Here is a 23920-nt window from a genome sequence, read left to right as displayed (position 1 = left end):
CATTTTGAGAATTTCGCGCATGCTGCGCAAGCGGCGAGGGTTTTGCCTAGGATAGTGCACGGGGCAGGCATCCAAGATGCCACTCGCTGAGCCAGCCATCACCTTCAACGGAGACAGCCAAAATGCAGGTAGCTTTCACGGTCAACGGCCGACCGGCCACAGTCGACGCACCCCCCAACACATTCCTGGTGCACGCCATCCGCGAGCATCTTCATCTCACCGGCACCCATGTCGGCTGCGACACCGCCCAGTGCGGCGCCTGCACCGTTCACGTGAACGGGCGCGCCGTCAAGTCGTGCAACGTATTGGTCGGGCAGGTGGCCGGTGCGCAAATCACCACCATCGAGGGCGTTGCCCAGCCGGACGGCACCATGCACCCCATGCAAGCCGCTTTCAAGGAGTGCCACGGCCTGCAGTGCGGGTTCTGCACCCCCGGCATGGTCATGAGCGCCATCGACCTGTGCACCCACCACCCCAAGTCGAGCGAAGCCGAGATCCGCGAGCTGCTCGACGGCAACCTGTGCCGCTGCACGGGCTACCAGAACATCGTCAAGGCCGTGAAGATGGGCGGCGAGGCCATGGCCTCGGGCACCCCGGTCAAGACCACGGCCACCGTTTAAGGGAGCCACATCATGGGTGCTTCCGACTTCTCTAATCTGCCCCACATCGGCGAAGCGCTGCGGCGCAAGGAAGACTACCGCTTCCTGACCGGCGCGGGCAACTACACCGACGACATCACGCTGGCCAACCAGAGCCATGCGGTCTTCGTGCGCTCGCCGCACGCCCACGCGGTCGTCAAGTCTGTCGACGTTGCCGAGGCGCTCAAGATGCCCGGCGTGGTCGGCATCTTCAGCGGCAAGGACATCGAAGGAAAGATGGGCGGGCTGCCTTGCGGCTGGCTCATCAACAACCCCGACGGCACCCCCATGAAGGAGCCGATGCACCCGATCCTCGCGATCAACAAGGTGCGCTACGTGGGCGACCACGTGGCCATGGTGGTAGCGGAAACGGTTGAGCAGGCCAAGAACGCCGCCGAGGCCGTGGTGGTCGACTATGACGTGCTGCCCGCGCTGGTGAGCGTGGCCGACGCGGCCAAAACGGCCAGCGGCGTCACGCTGCACGACGAGGCACCCGACAACCGGTGCTACAAGTGGGCGCTGGGCGACAAGGCCGCGGTTGATGCGGTGTTTGCCAATGCTGCGCACGTGACCAAGCTCGACCTCGTCAACAACCGGCTGGTGCCCAATCCGATCGAGCCGCGCGTGGCCATCGGCAGCTACAGCCGCGGCACCGACGACTACACGCTCTACGTGTCCAACCAGAACCCGCACGTCGAGCGCTTGCTGATGACGGCCTTCGTGCTGGGGTTGCCCGAGCACAAGGTGCGCGTGATCGCGCCCGACGTGGGCGGCGGCTTCGGCTCCAAGATCTTTCTGTATGCCGAAGACGTGTGCCTGACCTGGGCCGCCAAGCAGCTCAACCGCAACATCAAGTGGACGGCGGAACGCTCGGAATGTTTCCTGTCCGATGCGCATGGCCGAGACCACGTGAGCCATGCAGAGATGGCGCTGGACAAGGATGGCAAGTTCCTTGCGATGCGGGTGCACACCGACGCCAACCTGGGCGCCTACCTGTCGACCTTCTCGACCGCGGTACCCACCATCCTCTACGCCACGCTGCTCGCGGGCCAGTACACCACGCCTCAGATCTACGTCGAAGTCGATGCGTGGTTCACCAACACCGCGCCGGTCGACGCCTACCGCGGGGCGGGGCGGCCCGAAGCCACCTACCTGCTCGAACGCCTCGTTTCGCGCTGCGCTTGGGAAATGAATCTGGGCCAGGACGAGATCCGCAAGCGCAACTTCATCACCACCTTTCCGTACCAGACACCGGTGGCGCTGCAGTACGACACGGGCGACTTCCATGCCTGCATGGACAAGGCTCGGGTGCTGGCCGACGTCGAAGGCTTTGCCCAGCGCAAGGCGGCGACCGAGGCCAGTGGCAAGCTGCGCGGCATCGGCTACTCGAGCTACATCGAGGCCTGTGGCATTGCGCCGTCGAACATCGCGGGTGCCCTGGGCGCGCGCGCGGGCTTGTTCGAATGCGGCGAAATCCGCGTGCACCCCACGGGCAGCGTGACGGTGTTCACCGGCTCGCACAGCCACGGCCAGGGGCACGAAACCACCTTTGCACAGGTGGTGGCGGCGCGGCTGGGCATTCCGGTCGACAACGTCGACGTGGTGCACGGCGACACCGGCCGCGTGCCCTTCGGCATGGGCACCTACGGCTCGCGCTCGATCTCGGTCGGCGGCGCCGCCATCATGAAGGCGCTCGACAAGATCGAGACCAAGGCCAAGAAAATTGCCGCGCACCTGATGGAGGCGAGCGACGCCGACATCGAGTTTGCGAACGGCGAGTTCACGGTCAAGGGCACCGACAAGAAGATTCCGTTCGGCCAGGTGGCGCTCACGGCCTACGTGCCGCATAACTACCCGCTTGATAAGCTCGAGCCTGGCCTGAACGAAACCGCCTTCTACGACCCGACGAACTTCACCTTCCCGGGTGGCACCTACATCTGCGAAGTCGAGGTCGACAAGCAGACCGGCGAGGTCCGCGTCGACCGCTTCACCGCGGTGGACGATTTCGGCACCATCATCAATCCGATGATCGTCGAGGGCCAGGTGCACGGCGGGCTGGTGCAAGGCATCGGCCAGGCGCTGCTCGAAAACTGCGTGTACGACAACGAGACCGGCCAGCTGCTCACCGGCAGCTTCATGGACTACGCCATGCCCAGGGCAGCCGATTTTCCGCAGTTCAAGCTCGACACCGTGTGCACGCCATGCACGCACAACCCGCTCGGCACCAAGGGCTGCGGCGAGGCGGGCGCCATCGGCTCGCCACCGGCGGTGATCAACGCCGTGCTCGACGCGCTGTCGCCGCTCGGCGTCAAGGATCTCGACATGCCTGCATCGGCCAACCGCGTCTGGGAGGCCATGCAGAAAGGCAGCGGCAGCGAGGCGCAGACTGCGCCGCCGCAAGAGCCCTCGCTGGCCGCCAGCACCCAAGGCCGTCCCGCCCCCTGAACACAGAAGGAACCACACACCATGTACCCCTTCACACTCGAACGGCCCTCCACCGTGGCCGACGCGGCCAAGCTGGTCACCGCCGGCGCCAAGCCGCTGGCCGGCGGCCAGACGCTGCTCGCCTCCATGAAGCTCAGGCTCTCCGCGCCCGAGCGGCTCGTGGACCTTGGCGGCATCAAGGAGCTCACCGGCATCAAGAAAGACGCTGGCACGATCACCATCGGTGCCATGTCGCGCCACCTCGACGTGGCCAACAACCCAGACGTGAAAGCCGCCTTCCCCGCGCTCGCTGATCTGGCCTCGCGCATCGGCGACCGGCAGGTGCGCGCGATGGGCACCATCGGGGGCTCCGTGGCCAACAACGACCCGGCTGCGTGTTATCCCAGCGCGGTGCTGGGTTCCGGCGCCACGGTGATCACCTCGAAGCGCGAGATCGCGGCTGACGATTTCTTCCTGGGCCTCTTCACCACGGCCCTGGAAGAAGACGAGTTGATCACCGCGATCCGGTTTCCGATTCCCAAGCGCGCCGTGTATGAAAAGCTGCGCCAGAAGGCGTCGAACTTTCCGCTCGTCGGCGTGTTCCTCGCGCAGTACGACAGCGGCGTGCGGGTGGCGATCACCGGAGCCGGCAACGGCGTGTTCCGCCATGCGGGACTCGAAGATGCGCTCAACAAGAGCTTCACGGCGGCAGCTGCCGCAGCGGTGAAGATCGATGCGAGCGACCTCAACAGCGACCTGCATGCGTCGGCCGCCTACCGTGCCAACCTGATCAGCGTGCTGACGCAGCGCGCGGTGACCAGGGCACTGGGCTGAAACAGTCGGGTTTCGACCGGAAGGCGCGGCATCCTCGCGTCTTCCGCTACGCTTTGCCATGATCTTCCCGACCATCGATTCCCTCTCCGCCGGTTTGATGCAGGCCGGCTACTTTGCCGACCGCCGCCTGGCTACGGCCGTGTTCCTTGCGCTCAAGCTGCAACGCCCGCTGCTGCTCGAGGGCGAACCCGGCGTCGGCAAGACCGAGCTGGCCAAGGCGTTGTCGAAAGCGCTCAACCGCGAGCTGCTGCGCCTGCAGTGCTACGACGGATTGGAGCAGCGCGAAGCGCTTTATGAATGGAACTATGCCGCGCAGCTCTTGCATATGCGCGCGGCTGAGGCCACGGGCGCGGCACGCGACGTCGAAGCCGAGGTTTACCAGCCGCACTACCTGATCCGCCGGCCGCTGTTGCAGGCCTTGCAGACCCCCGCGCCCGGCGCCGTGCTGCTGATCGACGAGGTCGACCGCGCCGACGAACCCTTCGAGGCCTTCCTGCTCGAATACCTCGGTGAATACCAGGTCAGCATTCCCGAGCTCGGCACCGTGCGCGCCGTGGTGCCGCCGGTCACCATCCTCACCAGCAACCGCACGCGCGAGCTCAACGATGCGGTCAAGCGTCGCTGCCTTTATCACTGGCTCGACTACCCCGAGCGCGAACGCGAGCTGGCGATCGTGCGCGCGCAAGTGCCAGAGGCGGGCGAAAAGCTTTCGGCCCAGGTGGCCGCTTTCGTCGCACGGCTGCGCGATGCACCTTTCGTCAACGCGTTCCAGCGCGCACCCGGCATTGCGGAGAGCGTCGAGTGGGCGAGGGCGCTGATTGCGCTCGATACCGTCGAGCTCGATCCCGAAGTGGTGGTCGACACGGCCGGCATCCTGTTCAAGCAGCGCGACGACGTGGCCGCGCTCACGCGTGAACTCGCATCCGACCTGCTGAAGCCCGAGGAACCGGTTGCGCCCTGAGCGCGGCCGAAGGTAGCGGCCGCCCATGACCGGCATCCAGCAACTCGGCGACGTACGCAGCGGCAAGCTGGCCGGTAACATCACCGCTTTTGGCCGCGCGCTGCGCCGCGCCGGCGTGCGCACCGATGCCATGCGCATCGCGCTTGCTGCCGAAGCGGCCACGCTGGTGGGTGTGGAGAGCCGTCTCGATCTGAGTGCCGCGATGGAAGCTGTCATGGTGAGCCGCGAGCAAGACCGCATGGTGTTCCGCGAACTCTTCGATGCGTGGTTTCGCGACCCTGAACTGGCCAACAAGCTGCTCGCGCAGATGTTGCCGAGTGCAGAGGGCAAGGCCGAGCCCTCCAAGCGTCGCCCTCGCGTGCGCGAGGCACTCACCGCGCCGCGCGATCCGGCCAAGCCAGCCGTGGCCGCCAAGCCCGACAAGGAGGTCGAGTTCGATGCCGCCATGACGTCGAGTGACCGGCAACGGCTGCAGCATGCGGACTTCAATGCGCTCGGCGCTTCGGAATACCGGCTGGTCGAGCGCCTTGCGCGCGACATCTCCTTGCCCATTCCCTCGCTGCCGTCACGCCGGCTGCGCCCGGCCAACGATGCGGGTTCGCAGCATGCGCGCATGCACTGGCCCGGCGTTCTGCACGAGGCGGCGCGCACGGGCGGCGAAATACTTCGCCTGCCCAAGCTGAGCCGCCGCGAGCAGCCGCTGCCGCTCCTCGTGCTGGTTGACGTGTCGGGCTCGATGGAGCGCTATGCGCGGCTGCTGCTCGCGTTTCTGCACGCATCAACCCGCCGCGCTGGCCGGCGCGACGTGTTCGCGTTCGGCACCCGGTTGACCGACCTGACGCCCGCTTTCAGGTTGGCCGACACCGACGCCATGCTGGGCGCCGCCAGCCTTGCTATCGACGATTTCGCGGGCGGCACGCGGCTTGGCAGTTCGCTCGCCGAACTGCGCCGCGCGCATGCCCGCCGCCTGACGGGCCGCCGCACCCTGGTGCTGGTGATCAGCGACGGGCTCGACACCGGAGAGCCGGCGCTGCTCGAGAACGAACTGCTCTGGCTCAAGCGCCACTCGCGCCGGCTGCTGTGGCTCAACCCGCTGCTGCGCTTCGAGGGCTACGCCCCTTTGGCGCGTGGGGCCAGCGTGCTGCACCGCCATGCAGACGCGATGCTGGCGGTCCACAATCTCAGTGCCCTCGAACAGCTGGCCGCCAGCCTTGCCGCCTTGATGCGGTCCAGCCGCTAGCGGCTCACAGAAAAGACAAAAGGAAACTCCACCATGGAAATGCTCGGTAACCGCCGCCTCGGCATCACGCAACAACAGGCGTGGGAAGCGCTCAACGATCCCGAGACGCTCAAGAAGTGCATTCCCGGCTGCGACAAGTTCGAGCTCACGGGCGACAACCAGTACAGCGTGGCGCTTGCGGTCAAGATCGGTCCGGTGTCGGCCAAGTTCAGCGGCAAGGTGGCGCTGTCGGACATCGTCGCGCCCGACGGCTACAAGCTCACCTTCGAGGGGCAGGGCGGTGTGGCGGGGTTTGCCAAGGGCTCGTCGAGCGTGACGCTCAGGCCGCTGGACGGCGCCGCCGCGGTGCCGCCAGTCATCGACGGCGTTGAAGCCGCTTCCGCCGACACCGTGCCTTCGCCTGTCGGCTGCGAGCTCGACTACACCGTGCAGGCGCAGGTCGGCGGCAAGATCGCCCAGCTGGGCCAGCGTCTCATCGATGGCGCCGCCAAGTCGACCGCCGACGATTTCTTCAAGCGCTTCGAGGCCGAAATGCAGAGCCGCTACGGCCCGCCTCCTGCCGCCGCCGAAGAAACGGCGGAGGCCCCCGCGGAGAAGGCGGGCGTCATGTCCGGCTTCATGAAGAAGATCGGCCTCGGCAAGAAGGACGACAAGGACGCGTCCGCCGGATCGGACGACGCGAGCTGAGGACACGAAACAAGCCATGGAAAATCTCGACGTCATGGTGCTGCGCACGCTGCGCGACTGGCGGCAGGCCGGCAAGCGCGCGCTGCTGACCACGGTGGTGCGCACCTGGGGCTCGTCGCCTCGGCCGGTCGGCTCGATCATGGCGCTGGCGGACGACGGTGCGGTGGTGGGCTCGGTCTCCGGCGGCTGCATCGAGGACGACCTGATCGCCCGCTACAGCCACGCCCACGGCAACGGCGAAGAGGTGCCGCCGGGCACCCCGCCCGCCCTCGTGAAGTACGGCATCACGGCCGACGAGGCGCATCGCTTCGGGCTCCCCTGCGGCGGCACGCTGGAGCTGCTGCTCGAATACGACCCCGAAGCGGCCTCGCTGGACACGCTGGTGGCCGAGCTCGAGCAAGGCAAGCTGATGCAGCGCACCGTCGCCCTCGCAACCGGCGCCGTGCGCCTGGCCGAAGCGACCGCGCCCGACGAACTCAAGGTGAACGACACCGAGCTCACCAACACCTTCGGCCCGGAGTACCGCATGCTGCTGATCGGCGCGGGGCAGTTGGCCGAATACCTTGCGACGATGGCCAAGTTCAGCGGCTTTGCAGTGACGCTGTGCGACCCGCGCGCCGAGTACCGCACTGCGTGGTCGCTACCGGGCGTGGAGATCACCACCGAGATGCCCGACGACGCGGTGCTGGCCTTCAAGCCCGACCGGCGCAGTTGCGTGGTCGCGCTCACGCATGATCCCAAGCTCGACGACTTGGCGCTGCTCGAAGCCCTGCAGAGCGAGGCCTTTTACGTGGGAGCCATCGGCTCGCGCCGCAACGCCGAGGCGCGGCGCGACCGGATGATCGAGCACTTCGGGCAGACGGCCGAGTCGCTCGCGCGCCTGCGTGGCCCCATCGGCATCTATATCGGCAGCAAGACGCCGCCTGAAATCGCGGTGAGCGTGATGGCCGAGATTCTTGCGGTGAAGAACGCGGTGACGCTGCCGCGCGAAATGGAAGTGGCGCGCGCCAAGGGCATGCAGCAGCTCGCCATGAGCTGAATGAATCGCGGCCTGGTCGCGTCAGTCAGCCGACTTCGCCGCCGGCGGCACGTCGCCGCCCTTTTGCCGTTCGCGAAAGAGTGCGGCGCGCATCAGGAAGATGGTGGTGATGGGCGCGGTGAGCGCAATGAAGAGAACGATCAGCACGGCGTGCAGAAACAGGCTGTAGCCCTGCACCGAGAAATAGACGATGGTGGCGATCGTCATGCACCACACGCCCGCCGTGGCACCGAGCGTTGGCGCATGAATGCGGCGGAAGAACGTGGGCAAGCGCACGAGGCCGAATGAGCCTATGGCGGCGAAAGCGGCGCCCAGCACCGCGAATACTGCCGTGATAACTTCCGCCCACAGGGGCAGCGGCCCCACGATGAAGTCATTCATTCAATGACCTCCCCACGCAAGAGAAACTTCGCCATGGCCGTCGATCCCACGAAGCCGAACAGCGCCGTGAGCATGGCTGCCTCGAAGTACACGTTGCTTGCATAGACGATGCCGAGCACCAGCATCATCAGCATGCCGTTGATGTAGAGGCAGTCCAGTGCCATTACGCGGTCTTGCGCGGTCGGGCCGACGAGAAGGCGGGTGAGCGCGCAGATCATGGCCACGGCCAGCAGCAGCAGCGCGAGTCTCAAGGCCCAGAAAAGAACAGGCGTCATGATTCGAAGATCTCCATCAAGGGGTGCTCGTAGCGCTCTTTGATCGTGGCGATGAAAGCGGCTTCGTCTTCGACGTCGAACACATGGATCAGCAGCGCACTGCTGTCGAACGAAATCTCGCCCCAGGCGGTGCCGGGCGTGAGGCACATGATCATGGCCAGCACCGCGAGCCCGTTCGGATCGCGCAACTCGAGCGGCACGTTCACGAACTTCGACGCGATGCGCGACGTGCGGCGTGTGAGCAGGCGGCGCGCCACGAAGAGCGCGGAATGCAGCATGTCGGCCGAGGCCCGGCCCGCGAGCCGCAGCGCGACCCAGGGCTTGCGCATGCGAACGGTGGCGGGCCGCAGGCCCTCGGTGAGCAGCGGAACGGCAATGGCCAGCACCAGCGCGGATGCCAGCGTGGCAGGGTCGAGCGACTGGTTGAGCAGGAGCCACACGGCAAACAGCGCGATCGACAGCGGCAGCGAAGGAACCCAGCGCTTCATGGGGCAAGGCCTATCGCCGGGGCCACCGGATTGGGCACCTGCCGCGCATTCATCACGGCATTGCGGTACACCGCGGGCGCATGCAGCCCTTCGGCGGTGAGGAGCGCATGGCGCATGACCGGGCCGGCCCACACCGTCAGTGCCACGCAGGCCGCGAGCAGGCCGGCCACCGGCAGCACTTCGAGCAAAGGTAGCGAAGGCATGGTGGGATGCGGCTGAGTCCAGAAATGGCGCATGCCGGTGCGGCTCAGTGCAGTCAGCGCCAGGAAGCCCGAGGCGATCAGCAGGGCCAGGAAGATCCATGCGGCCGTGGAGGTGCCGCTGGTCACGAAGGCGCCCGACAGCATCGCGAACTTGCCGACGAAGCCCGAGAGCGGGGGCAGGCCGGCGAGCAGCAAGGTGCAGCCAATGAAGCTCAGGCCCAGGAAAGCCACACCCGCGGGGATGGCGCGCCCGTAGAGCGCCTGCGCTTCGTCGTCGAGATTCACGTCGTCGAGCACGCGCAGGTCTTCCGCCAGGAACGGCGCGTTGCCTGCCTGTTCATGCGGCGCGACGCTCAGGCCGGCGTTGCGCCAGCGCTCGATCATGTCGACCAACAGGAAGAAGGCGCTGACGGCGAGCGTAGAGCTCAGCAGGTAGTAGAGCGCTCCTGCCCACACGGCCGGTTCCCCGAGGCCGATGGCCGCGATCAGCGTGCCGGCCGACACCAGCACGCTGAAGCCGGCAAGATTGGATAGCCGCTGCGTGCCCACGATGCCGAGGGCGCCCGCGAACAGTGTTGCCAGGCCGATTGCGATGAGAACCGACTGCCCGAACGCGGCTGAGCTGCCCGCATCGGGCGCGAAGAGCAGGGTCCACAGGCGCAGCAGCGTATAGATGCCGAGCTTGGTCAAGAGCGCGAAGACGGCGCCCACAGGCGACACCGCCGCGCTGTATGCCGGCACCAGCCAGAAGTTGAGCGGCCAGGCGCCGGCCTTGGCGAAGAACGCGGTCGCGAGGATGGCCGCGGCCGCATGCACCAAGCCGCGGTCGGATGGCGCGAGCTCGGCAATGCGCACGCTCAGGTCGGCCATGTTGAGTGTGCCGGTCACGCCATAGAGCAGCGCCGCGCCGATCAGAAAGAGAGACGAAGCGGCCAGGTTGATGGCGATGTAATGCAGCCCGGCCTGCACGCGCAGCCGCCCCGACCCGTGCAGCAGCAAGCCATAGGATGCCGCGAGCATCACCTCGAAGAAGACGAACAGGTTGAACAGGTCACCGGTCAGGAAGGCGCCGTTCAGGCCCATGAGCTGCAGCTGCAGCAGCGGATGGAAATGCACGCCTGCGCGGTCCCAGCGCGAGGTGGAATAGATCGAGGCCGCAAAGGCGACGACTCCGGTAAGCGCCACCATCATGGTCGACAGCCGATCGGCCACCAGCACGATGCCGAAGGGGGCTTGCCAGTTACCGGGCAGGTAGACGCCGATCGAACCGGGTCCGTCGCCAGTGCCGGGGGCATTCACCCAGCGCAGCAGCGCCAGCGCCGCCAGCAAGCCCACCAGCCCCGAGACCACGCTCAAGGCCGACTTGGTGCGGCGGCGCCTTTCGCCGAGCAGCAGCATCAACGCGGCCGTGAGCAGCGGCACGAGGATCGGCACCGCCACGAGATGCGGCATGCTGAAGTCGAGCAGCCGGTCGAGGAGTTGAATGAGCGCCGTCACTCCGCCGCCCCCTTCCGCTCTTCGCCGTCCACGTGGTCGGTGCCGGCCAGGCCACGCGAGGCCAGCAGCACGACGAGGAACAGCGCGGTCATCGCAAAGCCGATGACGATGGCCGTCAGCACCAGGGCCTGCGGCATCGGGTCGGCGGTATTCGCCAGCGTGGCGGTAAAGCCCTTCACCAGCACGGGCTCGCTGTCGAGCTTGAGCCGGCCCATGCTGAAGATGAACAGGTTGACGCCGTATGAGATGAGCGTGAGGCCCATGATCACCTGGAAGGTTCGGGGACGCAGCAGCAGGTACACCCCCGAGCCGGTGAGCACGCCGATGGCGAGTGCGAGCACGATTTCCATCAGTGCGCGCCCTCCACCGCCTCGGCCTGCGCAATTGCCTCTTTCTCGCGCTGCTCGTCGGCCCAGCGGTGGCTGCGTACCGATTGGTGCGCCAGCGCGGTGAGGATCAGCATGGTGGCGCCGAGCACCAATGCGAACACGCCGATGTCGAAGAAAAGCGCGCTCGGCACGTGCAACTCGCCCAGGATCGGAAGGTGCAGGTGCGCGGTGTGCGTGGTCATGAACGGATAGCCAAATAGCACCGCGCCCCCGCCAGTGGCCAGCGCGAGCAGCAGGCCGATGGCGATCCAGCGGCGCGGATAGATGCGCAGATGCTCCTCCACCCATTCGGTGCCGGAGACGATGAACTGCAGCAGGAGCGCCACCGACATCACCAGCCCCGCGACGAAGCCGCCGCCCGGCGCGTTGTGCCCGCGCATGAAGAAGTAGACCGACACCAGCACTGCAAGCGGCAGCAGGAGCCGCACCAGCACCGCCGGCACCATCAGGTAGCCGACGGCCGTGTCCTTGGCGAGGCGCGGGTTCAGCAGGTCGCTGCTTCCGTCGTCGGCCTGTGCGCGCTGCTGCACCGGCAGCGCCATCGATTCGCGCGCCGGCCGGAAGCGGCGCAGCAGCGCATAGACGGTGAGCGCGACCACGCCGAGCACGGTGATTTCGCCGAAGGTGTCGAACGCGCGAAAGTCGACCAGCATCACGTTGACCACGTTGGTGCCGCCACCCTCGGTGAGCGCGCGCTCGAGAAAGAAGGGCGAGATGCTCTGCGGGAACGGGCGCGTCATCATCATCCAGGCCAGCGCCGCCATGCCACTGCCGGCGGCTGTCGCCACCAGCAGGTCACGCCCGCGCCGGCCCCAGGGGCGCAGCCGGGTGCGCGCAGACTGCACGGCGTCCTTGCTGCGCATCGGCAGCCAGCGCAGGCCGAGCAGGATCAGCACCGTGGTCACGGCTTCGACCACCAATTGCGTGAGCGCCAGGTCGGGCGCCGAGAACCAGATGTAGGTCACGCAGCACACCAGGCCCGCGCCCGCAGCGAGCATCAACGCGGCAAGCCGATGGAACTTGGCCTGCCATGCCGCGGCCAGTGCGCAGACGCCGCCGATGAGCCAGGTCATCGCGAACATCGTCGAGAACGGCAGCAGTTCGCGGGTGCCGCGCGTGACGGGTGCGGTCCAGAGCGAAACCGCGGCGCCCGCGCCCGCCACCCCGATCAGCAGCAGCAACTGCGTCTGCATGCGCCGGGTGCCCAGCACGCGGCGGCTGCGCCGGCCGGCTTCGCTGAGCTGCGCGAGCAGATGCTCGAAGATGGCCTGGCCGTCGAAACGGTGCAGCAGCGGCGTGTGTGCGAGATCGCCTTGCGCGCGGCGGCGGCGCTGCGACAGATACAGCACCACGCCGCCCGCCAGCGCCACGAAGCTCATGGCCAGCGGCAGGTTGAAGCCGTGCCACACAGCCAGGCTGTATTCAGGCAGCACACCGCCCACCACCGGCAGGGCGGCGGCCGCGAGCAGCCCACCCACGGACCAGTCTGGCGCCACACCCACCACCAGGCAGACGAGCACCAGCAGTTCGACCGGCACCCGCATCCAGTGCGGCGGCTCATGCGGCTGCCGCGGCACGTCGGGCCCGCACGGCGGACCGAAGAACACGTCGAACACGAAGCGCGCCGAGTACGCCACGCTGAAGATGCCGGCGATGGTTGCGATGATGGGCAGGCTCACGTTGACCCATGGCGTCGCCTTGATGAACACCGTCTCGGCGAAGAACATCTCCTTCGAGAGAAAGCCGTTGAGCAGCGGCACGCCCGCCATCGAGGCGCTTGCGATGATGGCGAGCGTTCCCGTGATCGGCATCAACCGCAGCAGGCCGCTCAGTTTGCGGATGTCGCGCGTACCGCTCTCGTGGTCGATGATGCCGGCAGCCATGAAGAGCGACGCCTTGAAGGTGGCGTGGTTCATGACGTGGAATACGGCCGCCACCGCAGCGAGCGGGCTGTTGAGCCCGAGCAGCAGCGTGATGAGCCCGAGATGCGAGATGGTCGAGTACGCAAGCAGCGCCTTCAGGTCGCGCTGGAACATGGCGACAAAGCCCCCGAGCAGCAGCGTGAGGGCGCCCGCGCCGCCGACGAGCCAGAACCACTCCTCGGTGCCCGACAGCACCGGCCACAGCCGCGCCATCAGGAACACGCCGAGCTTCACCATGGTCGCTGAATGCAGGTAGGCAGAAACGGGGGTCGGTGCCGCCATGGCGCGCGGCAGCCAGAAGTGAAAAGGGAACTGCGCGCTCTTGGTGAACGCCCCCAGCAGGATCAGCACCAGCGCGGCGGGATAGAGCGCATGAGCGCGAATGGCATCGCCCGAAGCCAGCACCACGTCGAGCTCGTAGCTGCCCGCAATGCGGCCCAGCACCAGCACGCCCGCCAGGAGGCACAGTCCGCCCGCACCGGTGACGGTGAGCGCCATGCGCGCGCCGCGCCGCGCATCACGCCGGTGATGCCAGTAGCCGATCAGCAGGAACGAGAACAGGCTGGTGAGCTCCCAGAACAGCACCATCTGGATCAGGTTGCCCGAGAGCACCACGCCCACCATCGCGCCCATGAACGCAAGAAAGAAAGAGAAGAAGCGCGGCACTGGGTCGGAGGCCGACATGTAGTAGCGCGCATAGAGCACCACCAGTGCGCCGATGCCGAGCACCAGCATGCAGAACAGCCATGCGAAGCCGTCCATGCGGAACACGAGGTTCAGGCCGAGCTCCGGCAACCACTCGATCTCCTGGCGCAGCACGTTGCCGTGTGCGATCTGCGGAAAGAGCCATGCAACCTGTAGTGCGCAGCCCAGCGCGACGAGTCCCGCGAGCGTCGATTCCCGGTTGCGCGCGTTGGACGGCATCAACGCCGCCAGCACGCTGGCAATGAAAGGAAGAGCGACGAGGAGGACCAGGGGCATTGCGATCGATTCTATCGACCGGCCCCCTGGTCGACCCTGGGTCATACCGCAGTTTATGGGCGGTTTTCGGGGGCTTTCAGCCTGAGAAGGACTGCACGGTGCGCAGGCCGAGCCATGTCATGCACAGCGACCCGCCCAGGTGCAGGGCCACGGTGCCCAGCGCGAGGCCGAGCCTTCCGTTCATCAGCATTCCGACGACCTCTGCGGAGAAGCTGGAAAAGGTGGTGAGCGTTCCAAGGAACCCGGTAATGACCATGAGCCGCCACGCGGGATCGATGTCGGGCAGTCCGTTGAAGACGCCGATGGCCACGCCGATCAGGTAGCCGCCGATGAGGTTGACTGCGAGCGTGCCCCAGGGGAGCGCGCTGCCCGGGTTGAGCCAGAGCGCGAAGCCCCAGCGCATGAGGGCGCCGACGCAGGCGGCGAGGCAGATGACGAAGGCGTTCAGCAGCATGGCGGTGATTATCCGCAGGCCGCCTACTTCTCTTTGCCCATCACGACATCGGGCAGGATCGTCACGATGCTCGGGAACAGCGTGATCAGCACGATGCACAGCACCAGGCAGAAGAAGAACGGAATGGCCGCCTTGGCGATCACGTTGCTGTCTTTGCCGGTCATGTTCTGCAGCACGAAGAGGTTGAAGCCCACCGGCGGCGTGACCTCGGCGATCTCGACCAGCAGCACGATGAAGATGCCGAACCAGATCAGGTCGAAACCGGCTTTCTGGATCATCGGCAACACAACCGCGCTGGTCAGCACGATCATCGAGATGCCGTCGAGCGCCGTGCCCAGCACCAGGTACACCACCACCAGCGCTCCGATGAGCGCATAGGGCGAGAGATGCATGCTGTCGACCCACTCGGCCAGCTCGCGTGGAATGCCGGTGAAGGCCATGGTCTTGGTGAGGAAGGCGGCGCCGGCCAGGATGAACATGATCATGCAGCTGGTGCGCGTGGCACCCATGATCCCCTCCTTGAAATTCTTCCAGGTGAGGCTCTTGCCCCACGCCGCGATGCCCAGCGCGCCCAGCACGCCGAAGGCCGCGCATTCGGTGGCCGTGGCCCAGCCTGCCACCAGCACCCAGACGATGAAGACGATCAGCAGTGCACAAGGAATGAGGTTGCCCGAGAGCCGGATCTTTTCCCTGAAGGTGGTCGGCGGGTCGGCGGGCGGTACCTGGTCCGGGTTGCGCAGGCTCCACCAGCCGATGTAGCCCGAAAACAGCAGCATCAGCAGGAAGCCCGGCAGGAAGCCGGCCAGGAAGATGCGGATGATCGAGGCATCGGCCGCCACGGCATACACCACCATCGTGATTGACGGCGGAATCAAGATGCCCAGCGTGCCGGCGGTGGCTAGAGAACCGATGGCCAGCTTCTCGTTGTAGCCGCGGCGCTTGAGTTCGGGCAGCGCCACCTTCGCGATGGTTGCGCATGTGGCGGCCGATGAGCCCGAGACCGAGCCGAACACGCCGCAGCCGAGAATGGTGGTGTGCATCAGCCGGCCGGGCACGCGGTTGAGCCAGGGCCGCAGGCCCTCGAACATCTCTTCGCTGAGCTTGGTGCGAAAGAGTATTTCGCCCATCCAGATGAAGAGGGGGAGGGCCGCGAGCTCCCAGCTCGCATTGCTTTCCCAGAAGGCCGAGAACAGGTTTTTCCCCGGCAGCGTGTTGGTGAAGAAGGCCTGGCCGACCCAGCCCACGATGGCCAGCGTCATGGCAATCCACACGCCTCCCGCCAGCAACAACAGCATGATGGCGAGCAGCAGGGCGCCCATCCAGAGGTTCTCGAACATCGGTGTCTTTGTTGTCGTGGTTCAGACGTCGGAAGAGAAATCGCCCGCGGCGTGGCGTTCTTCGATGGCGCGCTGGTAGCTCGGCTTCTCGCCGCGCACCACGCCCACCATTTCATCGATCATGGCGATCAGCAGCAACCAGCAGCCGATCACGAAGGTCGATTGCGGAATCCAGATCGGGATGACGACGAGGCCGGTCGCCATTTCGGCGAACTCGTAGCTCTCGTAGGTGAAGCTGGTGGCCCAGTAGGTGAGGTAGGCCACCGATACCGAGGCGATCAACAGGCACACCACGTCGAGCACGCGCCGCACCTTGGCGGGCACGGCGTCGAGCAGCAGCGTCACGCGGACGAAGTCGCCGTGCCGGAAGGCATGCGCCATCGCGAAGAACGCGGCGGCGGCGCACAGCCACGCCACTACGTCGTTGAGCCCGCTCACGTGCCAGTTCATCTGGCGGCCCACGCCGGCCAGGATCATCAGCACGAAGATCAGGAACACGCAAAAGGCGCCGAGCGCGCCTGCGCCGTCGTACAAATGGTCGAGGAAACGGCGCACGGTTCAGACCTCCCGCGATGAGCGTGGAGGCTTCATCACTTCTTCTTGTAGGCGTCGATGATCGCGGCGCCCTCTGCACCGGTGGCCTTCAGCCAGTCGGCCTGCATGATGCCGCCGACCTGGCGCATGTCGGCGTCGAGCTTGGGCGAGGGCTTGTGAACCTTCATGCCGCGCTCGGCGAGCAGGCGCTTGTATTCGTCGTTCTTCTCCTGGGCGATTTTCCAGCCGCGGGCTTCGGCATCGGCCGCGGCCTTGGTGACGGCGGCCTTGGTGGTGGCGTCGAGCGCATCAAAGGCCTTGGCGTTGACCAGGATCGCGTTCTTCGGAATCCAGGCCTGGGTGTCGTAGAAATTCTTGATGTGCTCGTAGGTCTTGGTGTCGTAGCCGGTGGAGCCCGAACTCATGTAGCTCTCGATCACGCCGGTGGCCATGGCGGCGCTGAGTTCGGCCTGCTGGATCTGCACCGGCTGCGCGCCGATTAGCTCGGCGATCTTCGCGGTGGCCGGGCTGTAGGCGCGCCACTTGATGCCGCGCAGGTCGGCCACCGAGCTGATCTCCTTCTTGGAATAGATGCCCTGCGGCGCCCATGGCACCATGAACAGCACCTTGATGCCTTGCGCCGCAAGCAGCTTTTCCATGGCGGGCTTGGAGGCCTCGTAGAGCTTCTTTGCTTCGGGGTAGGTGGTGGCGAGGAAAGGAACGCCGTCGAGCGCGTAAATCGGATTCTCGTTCGCGTAATTGGCCAGCAGGATCTCCCCGGCCTGGGCCTGGCCGCTTTGCACGGCGCGCTTGATTTCAGGGGCCTTGAACAGGGACGCGTTGGCATGCACCGTGATCTTGACCTTGCCGCCGGTGGCGGCGTCCACGTCTTTTGCAAACTGCGTGATGTTTTCGGTGTGGTAGTTGGTCGCCGGATAGGCGGTAGGCAGATCCCACTTGGTTTGCGCGAAGGCTGCGGCACCGAGGGTGAGGCCGGCCAGGGCAATACCGAACTTGTGATTCATGAGTGCTCCGGAACGAATGAGAGTGAAAACGGAAACGAGCATACGTGCAAATTCCGGGCCACTCCTGAGGCATTTCCCTGCCACGCGGCGTCGCGCGGCAGCACGGTCTGGTGCTGCGGCCCACGTAAAAAAACCGCCTCGAGGGCGGTTTTGCGTGAGCTGCCAACGGTCCGCGCATGCGGGACCGAGCAACTGGGTCGTGGCCTTTCGGTCAGGGCTTGGCTGGCTTCGCATCCGCAGCAACGGGGGCTGCCTTCACGGGCTTTGCGGCCTTGTCTGCCTTGGCGGCTGCCGGTGCGCTGGCTTGGCCACCGAAGGCTTGGCCGTTGATCGTGAGTCCTTCGGCGGACAGCTTCTCGGCCTTCTTTTCCTTCACGCCCTTGATGCGCTGCATGAAGTCGGGCCAATCCTTGAACTCGCCTGTCTTTCGAGCATCGAGGATCCGCTTGGACATGGCCGGGCCGATGCCCTTGATGCCATCGAGATCGGCGGCGGTGCTCTTGTTGACGTCGACCGCGGCAAACGAAGCAGCCGCAAACAGCATGGCCAGCGTGGCCAGAATTTTCTTCAGCATGATTTCAAACTCCCTGATTGTTGATTTCGTCTTGCCGACGAAGTCGCCGGCTCGCGTTCAACGAGTGCAGGGAAAGAGGCGTTGACGGCGCGGCATGCCGCAACGACGCTGGTCACCATTGTTCCGAAACATGTTCGGAACGTTGCTCAGAGTTCTTCGACGCGGCGCGGCGGATAGCTGTCCCAGGCCTGGCATCCGGGGCAGTGCCAGAAGTGTTGGTGCGCCTCGAAGCCGCAGGCCGCGCAGCGGTAGCGCATCAGCGGGCGCGTGGCCTGGTCGAGCGCGCGCTGAACCTGCGGGTGGAACTGTTCGTGCTCGAAGCGCTCGCCCGCCAACCAGCGCGAAGCGGCCACCAGCGAAGGCTGCTGCGCAAGATGAGCGATGTAGCCGTCGCGCGGGGCGAGCGGCGCACCTTCTGCCGCGGCGACCGCACGCGCCGGAGAACCGCCGAGTGCCATCAGCGCCTCGAGCACGTCGATCGACGGCGACTCGGCATAGCGGCGCTGCAGCAGCTGGAGCGCCTCGCCCTCGCGGTGGGCGGCCACCGCGGCCTGCTGCAGCGCAGCGGCATACAGCGGTAGCGCAAGCGGCGCTGTGTCGCTCAGTGCGATGAGCGTGTCGAATGCCGTGGTGGCCTCGCCATTGCGCAACTGCAGCGTGGCGGAGTCGATAGCCGGGCGCGGCGCTTGCGGCGCCAGTGCAACGGCTTCCGAGAGCAGCCGGTTGGCCGCGGCCAGGTCGCCGGCCGCGACCTGTTCGGCCGCCTGCTCGCACAGATGATGGGCCCGTCGCGTGCTGTAGCTCGCCTGATCGGACTCATCGAGTTTTTGCGCCACGTCGGCGGCCTGGGTCCATTCGCGCGAACGCTCGTAAATGGCCAACAATGAAAGACGCGCCTCGTTCTCGTAGCGCGTGCCTTCGAGCTTTTGCAGTGCGGCTTCAGCACGGTCGAGCAGGCCGGCGCGCAGGAAGTCTTGCGCCAGCGCATGCTGGGCGCGCTCCCGGTCGCCGCGGCTCAAATCGCCGCGGCCCAGCAGATGCTCGTGCACGCGCACTGCACGCTGGTATTCGCCGCGGCGGCGGAACAGGTTGCCGAGGGCGAAGTGCAGCTCCTGCGTGTCGGGGTCGTTCTGCACGGCCTCGATGAACGCATCGATGGCCTGGTCCTGCTGCTCGTTGAGCAGGAAGTTGAGGCCGCGGAAATAGGCCTTGGGGGCTTGCCTGTTTTCGAGCTTGAGCTGACGGATGTCGAAGCGCGAGGCGAGCCAGCCCAGAACGAAGGCGATGGGCAGGCTGATCAGCAGCCAGCTGGGATCAAAGTCCATGTTGGCGTACGGCAGGTAGGTCGGTGGCGGTGATGGACGGTATCGGCGTGGGCGCGGGTGCGACAGTCGATCCGCTCGTTGCCGGAGTTTGCTCGGGCGTGGAGGGCTGCTGGGCCGCTGCTGCGGCGCGGTGCTTCCACCATCCGGGCAGCATGCCGAGCGCACCGACGACGATGCCCCCCGCAAAAGCCGCGAGCACCACGAGCACCAGCGGCGCGCGCCAGTGGGTGCCAAAGAAGAAGTAGACCGTCGCGTCGTGCTGGTTGTTCAGCGCGAAAGCAAAAAGCGTAAAAAAAATGGCTGCCTTGAGCAGCCACAGGAGGTATTTCATAGCCATTCCCGTTGCCGGGAGCATTCTACGTTTGCATCATCCACGCGGATCATCAGGCCTTGCGGCCCTTGGCTTCCTTGCCTGCATCCAGTTCGGCGGTCTTGGCGTCGACGGCTTCGCGCAGCGCCTTGCCCGGCTTGAAATGCGGCACCCGTTTTTCGGGAATCTGAACGCTTTCGCCCGAACGCGGATTGCGGCCGATGCGCGGCGGACGCCGGTTGACCGAGAAGCTGCCGAAACCACGGATCTCGATGCGATGCCCGCGCACCAGCGCGTCGCTCATCGCGTCGAGGATGGTCTTGACGGCGTATTCGGCATCGCGGTGCGTCAACTGCGCAAAGCGCGCTGCAAGTTCTTCGACGAGGTCAGAGCGGGTCATAGGCCAAACAAAAACGTAGACGAAAAAAAAGACAGAGCGGCCCCAGGGGCCTGCTCTGTCTTCGGACGAGCTTACTTGCTGTCGTTGTTGTCCAGCTTGGCGCGCAGCAGGGCGCCCAGGCTGGTCGTGCCCGCGTTTTCGCGCGCCGACTGCTGGCTCAGGTTGGCCATGGCGCCTTGCTCGTCGACCATGTCCTTCTGCTTGATCGACAGCTGGATGTTGCGGGTCTTGCGATCCACATTCACGACGATGGCGGTGACTTCGTCGCCTTCCTTCAGCACGTTGCGTGCATCTTCCACGCGGTCGCGGGAGATTTCGCTGGCGCGGAGGTAGCCGATGATGTCTTCGCCGAGGTCGATTTCAGCGCCGCGGGCGTCCACGGTCTTGACCTTGCCGGTCACGATCTGGCCCTTGTCGTTCACGGTGGTGAACGTGGTGAACGGGTCGCTGTCGAGCTGCTTGATGCCCAGGCTGATGCGCTCGCGGTCGACGTCCACAGCCAGCACGATTGCTTCGACTTCCTGGCCCTTCTTGTAGTTGCGAACGGCGGTTTCGCCGGCTTCGTTCCACGAGAGGTCCGAGAGGTGCACCAGGCCGTCGATGCCGGCAGCCAGGCCCACGAACACGCCGAAGTCGGTGATCGACTTGATCGGGCCCTTGACGCGGTCGCCGCGCTTGGTGTTTTGCGCGAACTCTTGCCACGGGTTGGCCTTGCACTGCTTCATGCCCAGGCTGATGCGGCGCTTGTCTTCGTCGATTTCGAGGACCATGACTTCGACTTCGTCGCCCAGCGAGACGATCTTGTTCGGAGCGATGTTCTTGTTGGTCCAGTCCATTTCGGAGACGTGCACCAGGCCTTCGATGCCGGGTTCGAGTTCGACGAACGCGCCGTAGTCGGCAATGTTCGTGACCTTGCCGAACAGGCGGGTCGATTGCGGGTAGCGGCGCGAAACGCCCATCCACGGGTCGTCGCCCATTTGCTTGAGACCCAGCGAGACACGGTTCTTTTCGGTGTCGAACTTGAGGATCTTGGCGGTGATTTCCTGGCCGGCTTGCACCACTTCGCTCGGATGGCGAACGCGGCGCCATGCCATGTCGGTGATGTGCAGCAGACCGTCGATGCCGCCGAGGTCGACGAACGCACCGTATTCGGTGATGTTCTTGACCACGCCGCGGACAACGGCGCCTTCCTTCAAGGTCTCCATCAGCTTGGCGCGCTCTTCGCCCATGCTGGCTTCGACCACTGCGCGGCGCGACAACACGACGTTGTTGCGCTTGCGGTCGAGCTTGATGACCTTGAATTCCATGGTCTTGTTTTCGTACGGCGTCAGATCCTTGATCGGACGCGTATCGATCAGCGAACCCGGCAGGAAAGCGCGGATGCCGTTGACGAGCACGGTAAGGCCGCCCTTGACCTTGCCGCTGGTGGTGCCGGTGACGAAGTCGCCGGATTCCAGTGCCTTCTCGAGCGCGAGCCACGAGGCCAGACGCTTGGCGGTGTCGCGCGAGAGGATGGTGTCGCCGTAGCCGTTTTCAACGCTGCCGATGGCAACGGAAACGAAGTCGCCGGCCTGGACTTCGAGTTCGCCCTTGTCGTTCTTGAACTCCTCGATCGGCACGTACGCTTCGGACTTGAGGCCGGCGTTCACGACGACGTGGTTGTGTTCGACACGCACGACTTCGGCCGTGATGACCTCGCCGGTGCGCATTTCGGAACGCTTCAGGGACTCTTCGAATAGGTCGGCAAAAGATTCAGACATTTATGGTTCCTTCCGTCAGGCAGGGTTGGCAGGCGCTCTTGCGAAATTGCGTGCGGCTGCTGTGAGTCTGGAGACGGCGGTTTTGTGGGCTGGTGCCCGGTTGGTTGAACAACCAGCAGGCCAGTGCGCTGTCGCGCGAGAGGAGCCTGCTGGAGCGGTATGCGCTACCCCGGAATCCGGTTGGCGCGAGCCTTTCGGGCGGACCTGAAAGGCTGTAACTTCAAACCGCTCAAGCGGGCTTGAACGGCTGAACTTCCTGCCACCAGTTCAACACCTGGTCGATCGATTGCTCGATGGACAGCTGAGAGTTGTCGAGGTGGCGGGCATCCTGCGCCGGCTTGAGGGGAGCGACATTGCGGGACGAGTCCCTGGCGTCGCGTGCTTCCAAGTCGGAGCGAAGACTGTCAAGTGTAGTCGAAATACCCTTTGAAATCAACTGCTTATGCCGGCGTTCGGCCCTCTGCGCGGCACTGGCCGTCAGGAAGACCTTCAGCGCCGCATCGGGGAAGATCACGGTGCCCATGTCGCGTCCATCGGCCACCAGGCCCGGAAGCTGCCGAAAGCGCTGCTGGAGGGCCAAAAGCGCCGCGCGCACCGCGGGCAGGGTGGAGACGCGGGAGGCGTCCATGCCGGCGGCTTCGGTACGGATGTCGTCGCTCACGTCTTCGCCGGCCAGCAGGACTTTGCCTTCGGTGAAGTGCAGCGGCAGGGACGCTGCCAGGGCGGCGATCTGCGCTTCGTGCTGCGGATCGGCGCTGAGCCCGGCGCGCCGCATGGCCAAGCCGGTCACGCGGTAGAGCGAGCCTGAATCGAGGTAGTGGTAGCCGAGCAGGCGGGCCACTTCGGCCGCCAGCGTGCCTTTGCCCGAGGCGGTGGGGCCGTCGATGCAGATCACCGGGACCTCGTGCGCTTCGGCCACCGAAAACAGGGTTTCGAAGTAGTCCGGAAAGGTCTTGGCAACGCAGTGGGGCTCGAGAATGCGCACCGGCACCTGGGCTGGATTGAACGCCGCGAGCGAAAAACACATGGCCACGCGGTGATCGTCATATGTGCGAATGCTGGCCGGCCGCCAGTCGGCCTGCGCGAGCGGGTGCACCCGGATGAAATCGGGACCGGATTCGACCGTGGCGCCGAGCTTTCGGAGCTCGTTCGCCATGGCGTCGATGCGGTCGGTTTCCTTGACGCGCCAGCTGGCGATGTTGCGCAGGGTGCTCGGACCGTCGGCATACAGCGCCATGACGGCAAGCGTCATGGCGGCATCGGGGATGTGGTTCGCGTCGAGGTCGATGCCCTTGAGAGGCCAAGCCCCGCGGCGCACGTCGAGCCAGTTGGGTCCGCTGTCGATCTCTGCGCCCATCTGCCGCGCGGCGTCGATGAATCGGATGTCGCCCTGGATCGAATCAGCACCCACGCCTTCGATGCGGATGCTCTTCTGGCCGGCGGCGCCCGTTGCTATGGCACCCAGCGCGATGAAATAGCTGGCAGAGGAGGCATCGGCCTCGACGTGGATGTCGCCCGGCGAGCGGTAGCTGCTTCCGGCGGGAATGGTGAAGCGCTCCCAGCCGTCGCGGCGCACCGTAATGCCGAAGCGCGCGAGCAGATTCAGCGTGATCTCGATGTAGGGCTTGGAGATGAGCTCGCCGACCACCTCGATCACGATGTCTTTGCGGGCTGCCAGCGGCAAGGCCAGCAGCAAGGCCGTGAGGAACTGGCTCGACACGTCGCCGCGCACGCGGATGGGTGCATCGAGCGCCAGCGCGCCGTGATCAACCGGCCGGATGCGTAGCGGCGGATAGCCGGGATTACCCAGATAGTCGATCTGGCAGCCGAGTTGAGTCAACGCATCGACTAGGTCGCCGATCGGCCGTTCGTGCATGCGCGGCACGCCGCTCAGTTCGAATTCGCCGCCCAGCAGCGACAGGGCGGCGGTCAGCGGCCGCATTGCGGTGCCGGCGTTGCCGAGGAACAGCGGCAACAGCGGGCCGCCGGGCTTCAATTGGCCGCCAAGGCCGGTGATGCGCAGCGTGCTGCCCGCCGCGTCGATGCCGCATCCGAGCGCGCGCAACGCGTCGAGCATCACGCGGGTGTCGTCCGAGTCGAGCAGGTCGTGGATGGTGGTGGTGCCGCTTGCCAGCGCCGCCAGCAGCAGCACGCGGTTCGAGATGCTCTTGGAGCCGGGCAGCCGAACGGTGCCTGAAGCCGCCGCGAGCGGGGGAATGTCCAGGAAGGCCGTCGAAAACAT

General features: G+C 65.8%; 23 protein-coding genes. 7 read left to right on the top strand and 16 right to left on the bottom strand.

Annotated elements, in window-relative coordinates; genetic code table 11:
- The first annotated feature begins 122 nt into the window (after positions 1–122).
- Genes ASC78_RS08460 through ASC78_RS08430 form a run of 7 tightly spaced genes read left to right on the top strand, consistent with a single transcriptional unit; the run spans position 123 to position 7823 of the window.
- Complete coding sequence (locus ASC78_RS08460; protein WP_055799257.1) at positions 123–620, top strand: (2Fe-2S)-binding protein; 498 nt, start codon at positions 123–125, stop codon at positions 618–620.
- A 12-nt stretch (positions 621–632) separates the two neighbouring features.
- Positions 633–3083: a xanthine dehydrogenase family protein molybdopterin-binding subunit gene (locus ASC78_RS08455; protein ID WP_055799253.1), complete on the top strand. Its 2451-nt coding sequence runs from the start codon at positions 633–635 to the stop codon at positions 3081–3083.
- Between the two features lie 21 nt (positions 3084–3104).
- Positions 3105–3896, top strand: coding sequence for an FAD binding domain-containing protein (locus ASC78_RS08450; protein WP_055799250.1), 792 nt, complete (start codon positions 3105–3107; stop codon positions 3894–3896).
- A gap of 58 nt (positions 3897–3954) precedes the next feature.
- Positions 3955–4857 carry an AAA family ATPase gene (locus tag ASC78_RS08445; protein ID WP_055799247.1) on the top strand — a complete coding sequence of 301 codons (903 nt, stop codon included), beginning with the start codon at positions 3955–3957 and terminating at the stop codon, positions 4855–4857.
- 25 nt (positions 4858–4882) lie between these two features.
- Positions 4883–6097, top strand: coding sequence for a vWA domain-containing protein (locus ASC78_RS08440; RefSeq protein WP_055799243.1), 1215 nt, complete (start codon positions 4883–4885; stop codon positions 6095–6097).
- Positions 6098–6130: 33 nt separating this feature from the next.
- A complete protein-coding gene (locus ASC78_RS08435) occupies positions 6131–6784 on the top strand; it encodes a CoxG family protein (RefSeq protein ID WP_055799241.1) in 654 nt (217 codons plus the stop codon).
- 16 nt (positions 6785–6800) lie between these two features.
- A complete protein-coding gene (locus ASC78_RS08430; RefSeq protein ID WP_055799238.1) occupies positions 6801–7823 on the top strand; it encodes an XdhC family protein in 1023 nt (340 codons plus the stop codon).
- 21 nt (positions 7824–7844) lie between these two features.
- Here ASC78_RS08430 and mnhG read toward each other — a convergent pair whose 3' ends face one another.
- The 16 genes from mnhG to ASC78_RS08350 all read right to left on the bottom strand — a co-directional run bounded on the left by mnhG (position 7845) and on the right by ASC78_RS08350 (position 23920).
- Entirely contained in the window at positions 7845–8204 is a 360-nt protein-coding gene (gene mnhG, locus ASC78_RS08425) for a monovalent cation/H(+) antiporter subunit G (protein ID WP_055799235.1), read from the bottom strand.
- Positions 8201–8479: a K+/H+ antiporter subunit F gene (locus tag ASC78_RS08420; protein WP_055799233.1), complete on the bottom strand. Its 279-nt coding sequence runs from the start codon at positions 8477–8479 to the stop codon at positions 8201–8203. The genes mnhG and ASC78_RS08420 overlap by 4 nt, the downstream gene beginning before the upstream one ends.
- Positions 8476–8967, bottom strand: coding sequence for a Na+/H+ antiporter subunit E (locus ASC78_RS08415; RefSeq protein ID WP_055799230.1), 492 nt, complete (start codon positions 8965–8967; stop codon positions 8476–8478). The genes ASC78_RS08420 and ASC78_RS08415 overlap by 4 nt, the downstream gene beginning before the upstream one ends.
- Positions 8964–10622, bottom strand: coding sequence for a monovalent cation/H+ antiporter subunit D (locus ASC78_RS08410; RefSeq protein ID WP_055799671.1), 1659 nt, complete (start codon positions 10620–10622; stop codon positions 8964–8966). The genes ASC78_RS08415 and ASC78_RS08410 overlap by 4 nt, the downstream gene beginning before the upstream one ends.
- Positions 10623–10663: 41 nt before the next feature.
- Positions 10664–11017, bottom strand: coding sequence for a Na+/H+ antiporter subunit C (locus tag ASC78_RS08405; RefSeq protein ID WP_055799227.1), 354 nt, complete (start codon positions 11015–11017; stop codon positions 10664–10666).
- Positions 11017–13959 carry a monovalent cation/H+ antiporter subunit A gene (locus ASC78_RS08400; RefSeq protein ID WP_055799224.1) on the bottom strand — a complete coding sequence of 981 codons (2943 nt, stop codon included), beginning with the start codon at positions 13957–13959 and terminating at the stop codon, positions 11017–11019. The genes ASC78_RS08405 and ASC78_RS08400 overlap by 1 nt, the downstream gene beginning before the upstream one ends.
- A 76-nt stretch (positions 13960–14035) precedes the next feature.
- Positions 14036–14413 carry a fluoride efflux transporter CrcB gene (gene crcB, locus ASC78_RS08395; protein WP_055799221.1) on the bottom strand — a complete coding sequence of 126 codons (378 nt, stop codon included), beginning with the start codon at positions 14411–14413 and terminating at the stop codon, positions 14036–14038.
- A 23-nt stretch (positions 14414–14436) separates the two neighbouring features.
- Positions 14437–15750, bottom strand: a complete 1314-nt coding sequence (locus tag ASC78_RS08390; protein ID WP_055799219.1) for a TRAP transporter large permease — start codon at positions 15748–15750, stop codon at positions 14437–14439.
- A gap of 21 nt (positions 15751–15771) precedes the next feature.
- Positions 15772–16305: a TRAP transporter small permease gene (locus ASC78_RS08385; protein ID WP_055799217.1), complete on the bottom strand. Its 534-nt coding sequence runs from the start codon at positions 16303–16305 to the stop codon at positions 15772–15774.
- Between the two features lie 35 nt (positions 16306–16340).
- The gene (locus ASC78_RS08380) at positions 16341–17309 is read right to left on the bottom strand and encodes a TRAP transporter substrate-binding protein (RefSeq protein ID WP_055799214.1); all 969 of its coding nucleotides are present in this window, start codon (positions 17307–17309) and stop codon (positions 16341–16343) included.
- Positions 17310–17520: 211 nt separating this feature from the next.
- Positions 17521–17883 (bottom strand): ComEA family DNA-binding protein, encoded by a 363-nt coding sequence (locus ASC78_RS08375; protein WP_055799211.1) that lies wholly within the window; start codon positions 17881–17883, stop codon positions 17521–17523.
- A 146-nt stretch (positions 17884–18029) separates the two neighbouring features.
- A complete protein-coding gene (gene lapB, locus ASC78_RS08370; protein WP_055799208.1) occupies positions 18030–19208 on the bottom strand; it encodes a lipopolysaccharide assembly protein LapB in 1179 nt (392 codons plus the stop codon).
- On the bottom strand, positions 19198–19539 hold the full coding sequence (locus tag ASC78_RS08365; protein WP_055799203.1) for a LapA family protein: 342 nt from the start codon (positions 19537–19539) through the stop codon (positions 19198–19200). The genes lapB and ASC78_RS08365 overlap by 11 nt, the downstream gene beginning before the upstream one ends.
- Before the next feature lie 52 nt (positions 19540–19591).
- Positions 19592–19918 (bottom strand): integration host factor subunit beta, encoded by a 327-nt coding sequence (locus ASC78_RS08360; protein WP_019654766.1) that lies wholly within the window; start codon positions 19916–19918, stop codon positions 19592–19594.
- Positions 19919–19989: 71 nt separating this feature from the next.
- Complete coding sequence (rpsA, locus tag ASC78_RS08355; protein ID WP_055799200.1) at positions 19990–21678, bottom strand: 30S ribosomal protein S1; 1689 nt, start codon at positions 21676–21678, stop codon at positions 19990–19992.
- Between the two features lie 229 nt (positions 21679–21907).
- Positions 21908–23920: a bifunctional 3-phosphoshikimate 1-carboxyvinyltransferase/cytidylate kinase gene (locus ASC78_RS08350; RefSeq protein WP_055799196.1), complete on the bottom strand. Its 2013-nt coding sequence runs from the start codon at positions 23918–23920 to the stop codon at positions 21908–21910.

This window comes from Variovorax sp. Root318D1, from assembly GCF_001424835.1.
Taxonomy (GTDB): domain Bacteria; phylum Pseudomonadota; class Gammaproteobacteria; order Burkholderiales; family Burkholderiaceae_C; genus Variovorax.
Note: the sequence above shows the minus strand (reverse complement) of the source record. Positions and strands in the feature narration are given on the sequence as shown.

What these genes read in the sequence shown, in the direction of transcription:
- ASC78_RS08380 (WP_055799214.1), bottom strand. Translation starts at nt 17,309, where the DNA reads ATGAATCACAAGTTCGGTATTGCCCTGGCCGGCCTCACCCTCGGTGCC.
- ASC78_RS08430 (WP_055799238.1), top strand. Translation starts at nt 6,801, where the DNA reads ATGGAAAATCTCGACGTCATGGTGCTGCGCACGCTGCGCGACTGGCGG.
- ASC78_RS08365 (WP_055799203.1), bottom strand. Translation starts at nt 19,539, where the DNA reads ATGAAATACCTCCTGTGGCTGCTCAAGGCAGCCATTTTTTTTACGCTT.
- lapB (WP_055799208.1), bottom strand. Translation starts at nt 19,208, where the DNA reads ATGGACTTTGATCCCAGCTGGCTGCTGATCAGCCTGCCCATCGCCTTC.
- ASC78_RS08435 (WP_055799241.1), top strand. Translation starts at nt 6,131, where the DNA reads ATGGAAATGCTCGGTAACCGCCGCCTCGGCATCACGCAACAACAGGCG.
- ASC78_RS08455 (WP_055799253.1), top strand. Translation starts at nt 633, where the DNA reads ATGGGTGCTTCCGACTTCTCTAATCTGCCCCACATCGGCGAAGCGCTG.
- ASC78_RS08350 (WP_055799196.1), bottom strand. Translation starts at nt 23,920, where the DNA reads ATGTTTTCGACGGCCTTCCTGGACATTCCCCCGCTCGCGGCGGCTTCA.
- ASC78_RS08410 (WP_055799671.1), bottom strand. Translation starts at nt 10,622, where the DNA reads ATGCCGCATCTCGTGGCGGTGCCGATCCTCGTGCCGCTGCTCACGGCC.
- ASC78_RS08360 (WP_019654766.1), bottom strand. Translation starts at nt 19,918, where the DNA reads ATGACCCGCTCTGACCTCGTCGAAGAACTTGCAGCGCGCTTTGCGCAG.
- ASC78_RS08450 (WP_055799250.1), top strand. Translation starts at nt 3,105, where the DNA reads ATGTACCCCTTCACACTCGAACGGCCCTCCACCGTGGCCGACGCGGCC.
- ASC78_RS08375 (WP_055799211.1), bottom strand. Translation starts at nt 17,883, where the DNA reads ATGCTGAAGAAAATTCTGGCCACGCTGGCCATGCTGTTTGCGGCTGCT.
- crcB (WP_055799221.1), bottom strand. Translation starts at nt 14,413, where the DNA reads ATGCTGCTGAACGCCTTCGTCATCTGCCTCGCCGCCTGCGTCGGCGCC.
- ASC78_RS08400 (WP_055799224.1), bottom strand. Translation starts at nt 13,959, where the DNA reads ATGCCCCTGGTCCTCCTCGTCGCTCTTCCTTTCATTGCCAGCGTGCTG.
- ASC78_RS08390 (WP_055799219.1), bottom strand. Translation starts at nt 15,750, where the DNA reads ATGTTCGAGAACCTCTGGATGGGCGCCCTGCTGCTCGCCATCATGCTG.
- ASC78_RS08460 (WP_055799257.1), top strand. Translation starts at nt 123, where the DNA reads ATGCAGGTAGCTTTCACGGTCAACGGCCGACCGGCCACAGTCGACGCA.
- ASC78_RS08420 (WP_055799233.1), bottom strand. Translation starts at nt 8,479, where the DNA reads ATGACGCCTGTTCTTTTCTGGGCCTTGAGACTCGCGCTGCTGCTGCTG.
- ASC78_RS08445 (WP_055799247.1), top strand. Translation starts at nt 3,955, where the DNA reads ATGATCTTCCCGACCATCGATTCCCTCTCCGCCGGTTTGATGCAGGCC.
- mnhG (WP_055799235.1), bottom strand. Translation starts at nt 8,204, where the DNA reads ATGAATGACTTCATCGTGGGGCCGCTGCCCCTGTGGGCGGAAGTTATC.
- ASC78_RS08405 (WP_055799227.1), bottom strand. Translation starts at nt 11,017, where the DNA reads ATGGAAATCGTGCTCGCACTCGCCATCGGCGTGCTCACCGGCTCGGGG.
- ASC78_RS08440 (WP_055799243.1), top strand. Translation starts at nt 4,883, where the DNA reads ATGACCGGCATCCAGCAACTCGGCGACGTACGCAGCGGCAAGCTGGCC.
- ASC78_RS08415 (WP_055799230.1), bottom strand. Translation starts at nt 8,967, where the DNA reads ATGAAGCGCTGGGTTCCTTCGCTGCCGCTGTCGATCGCGCTGTTTGCC.
- rpsA (WP_055799200.1), bottom strand. Translation starts at nt 21,678, where the DNA reads ATGTCTGAATCTTTTGCCGACCTATTCGAAGAGTCCCTGAAGCGTTCC.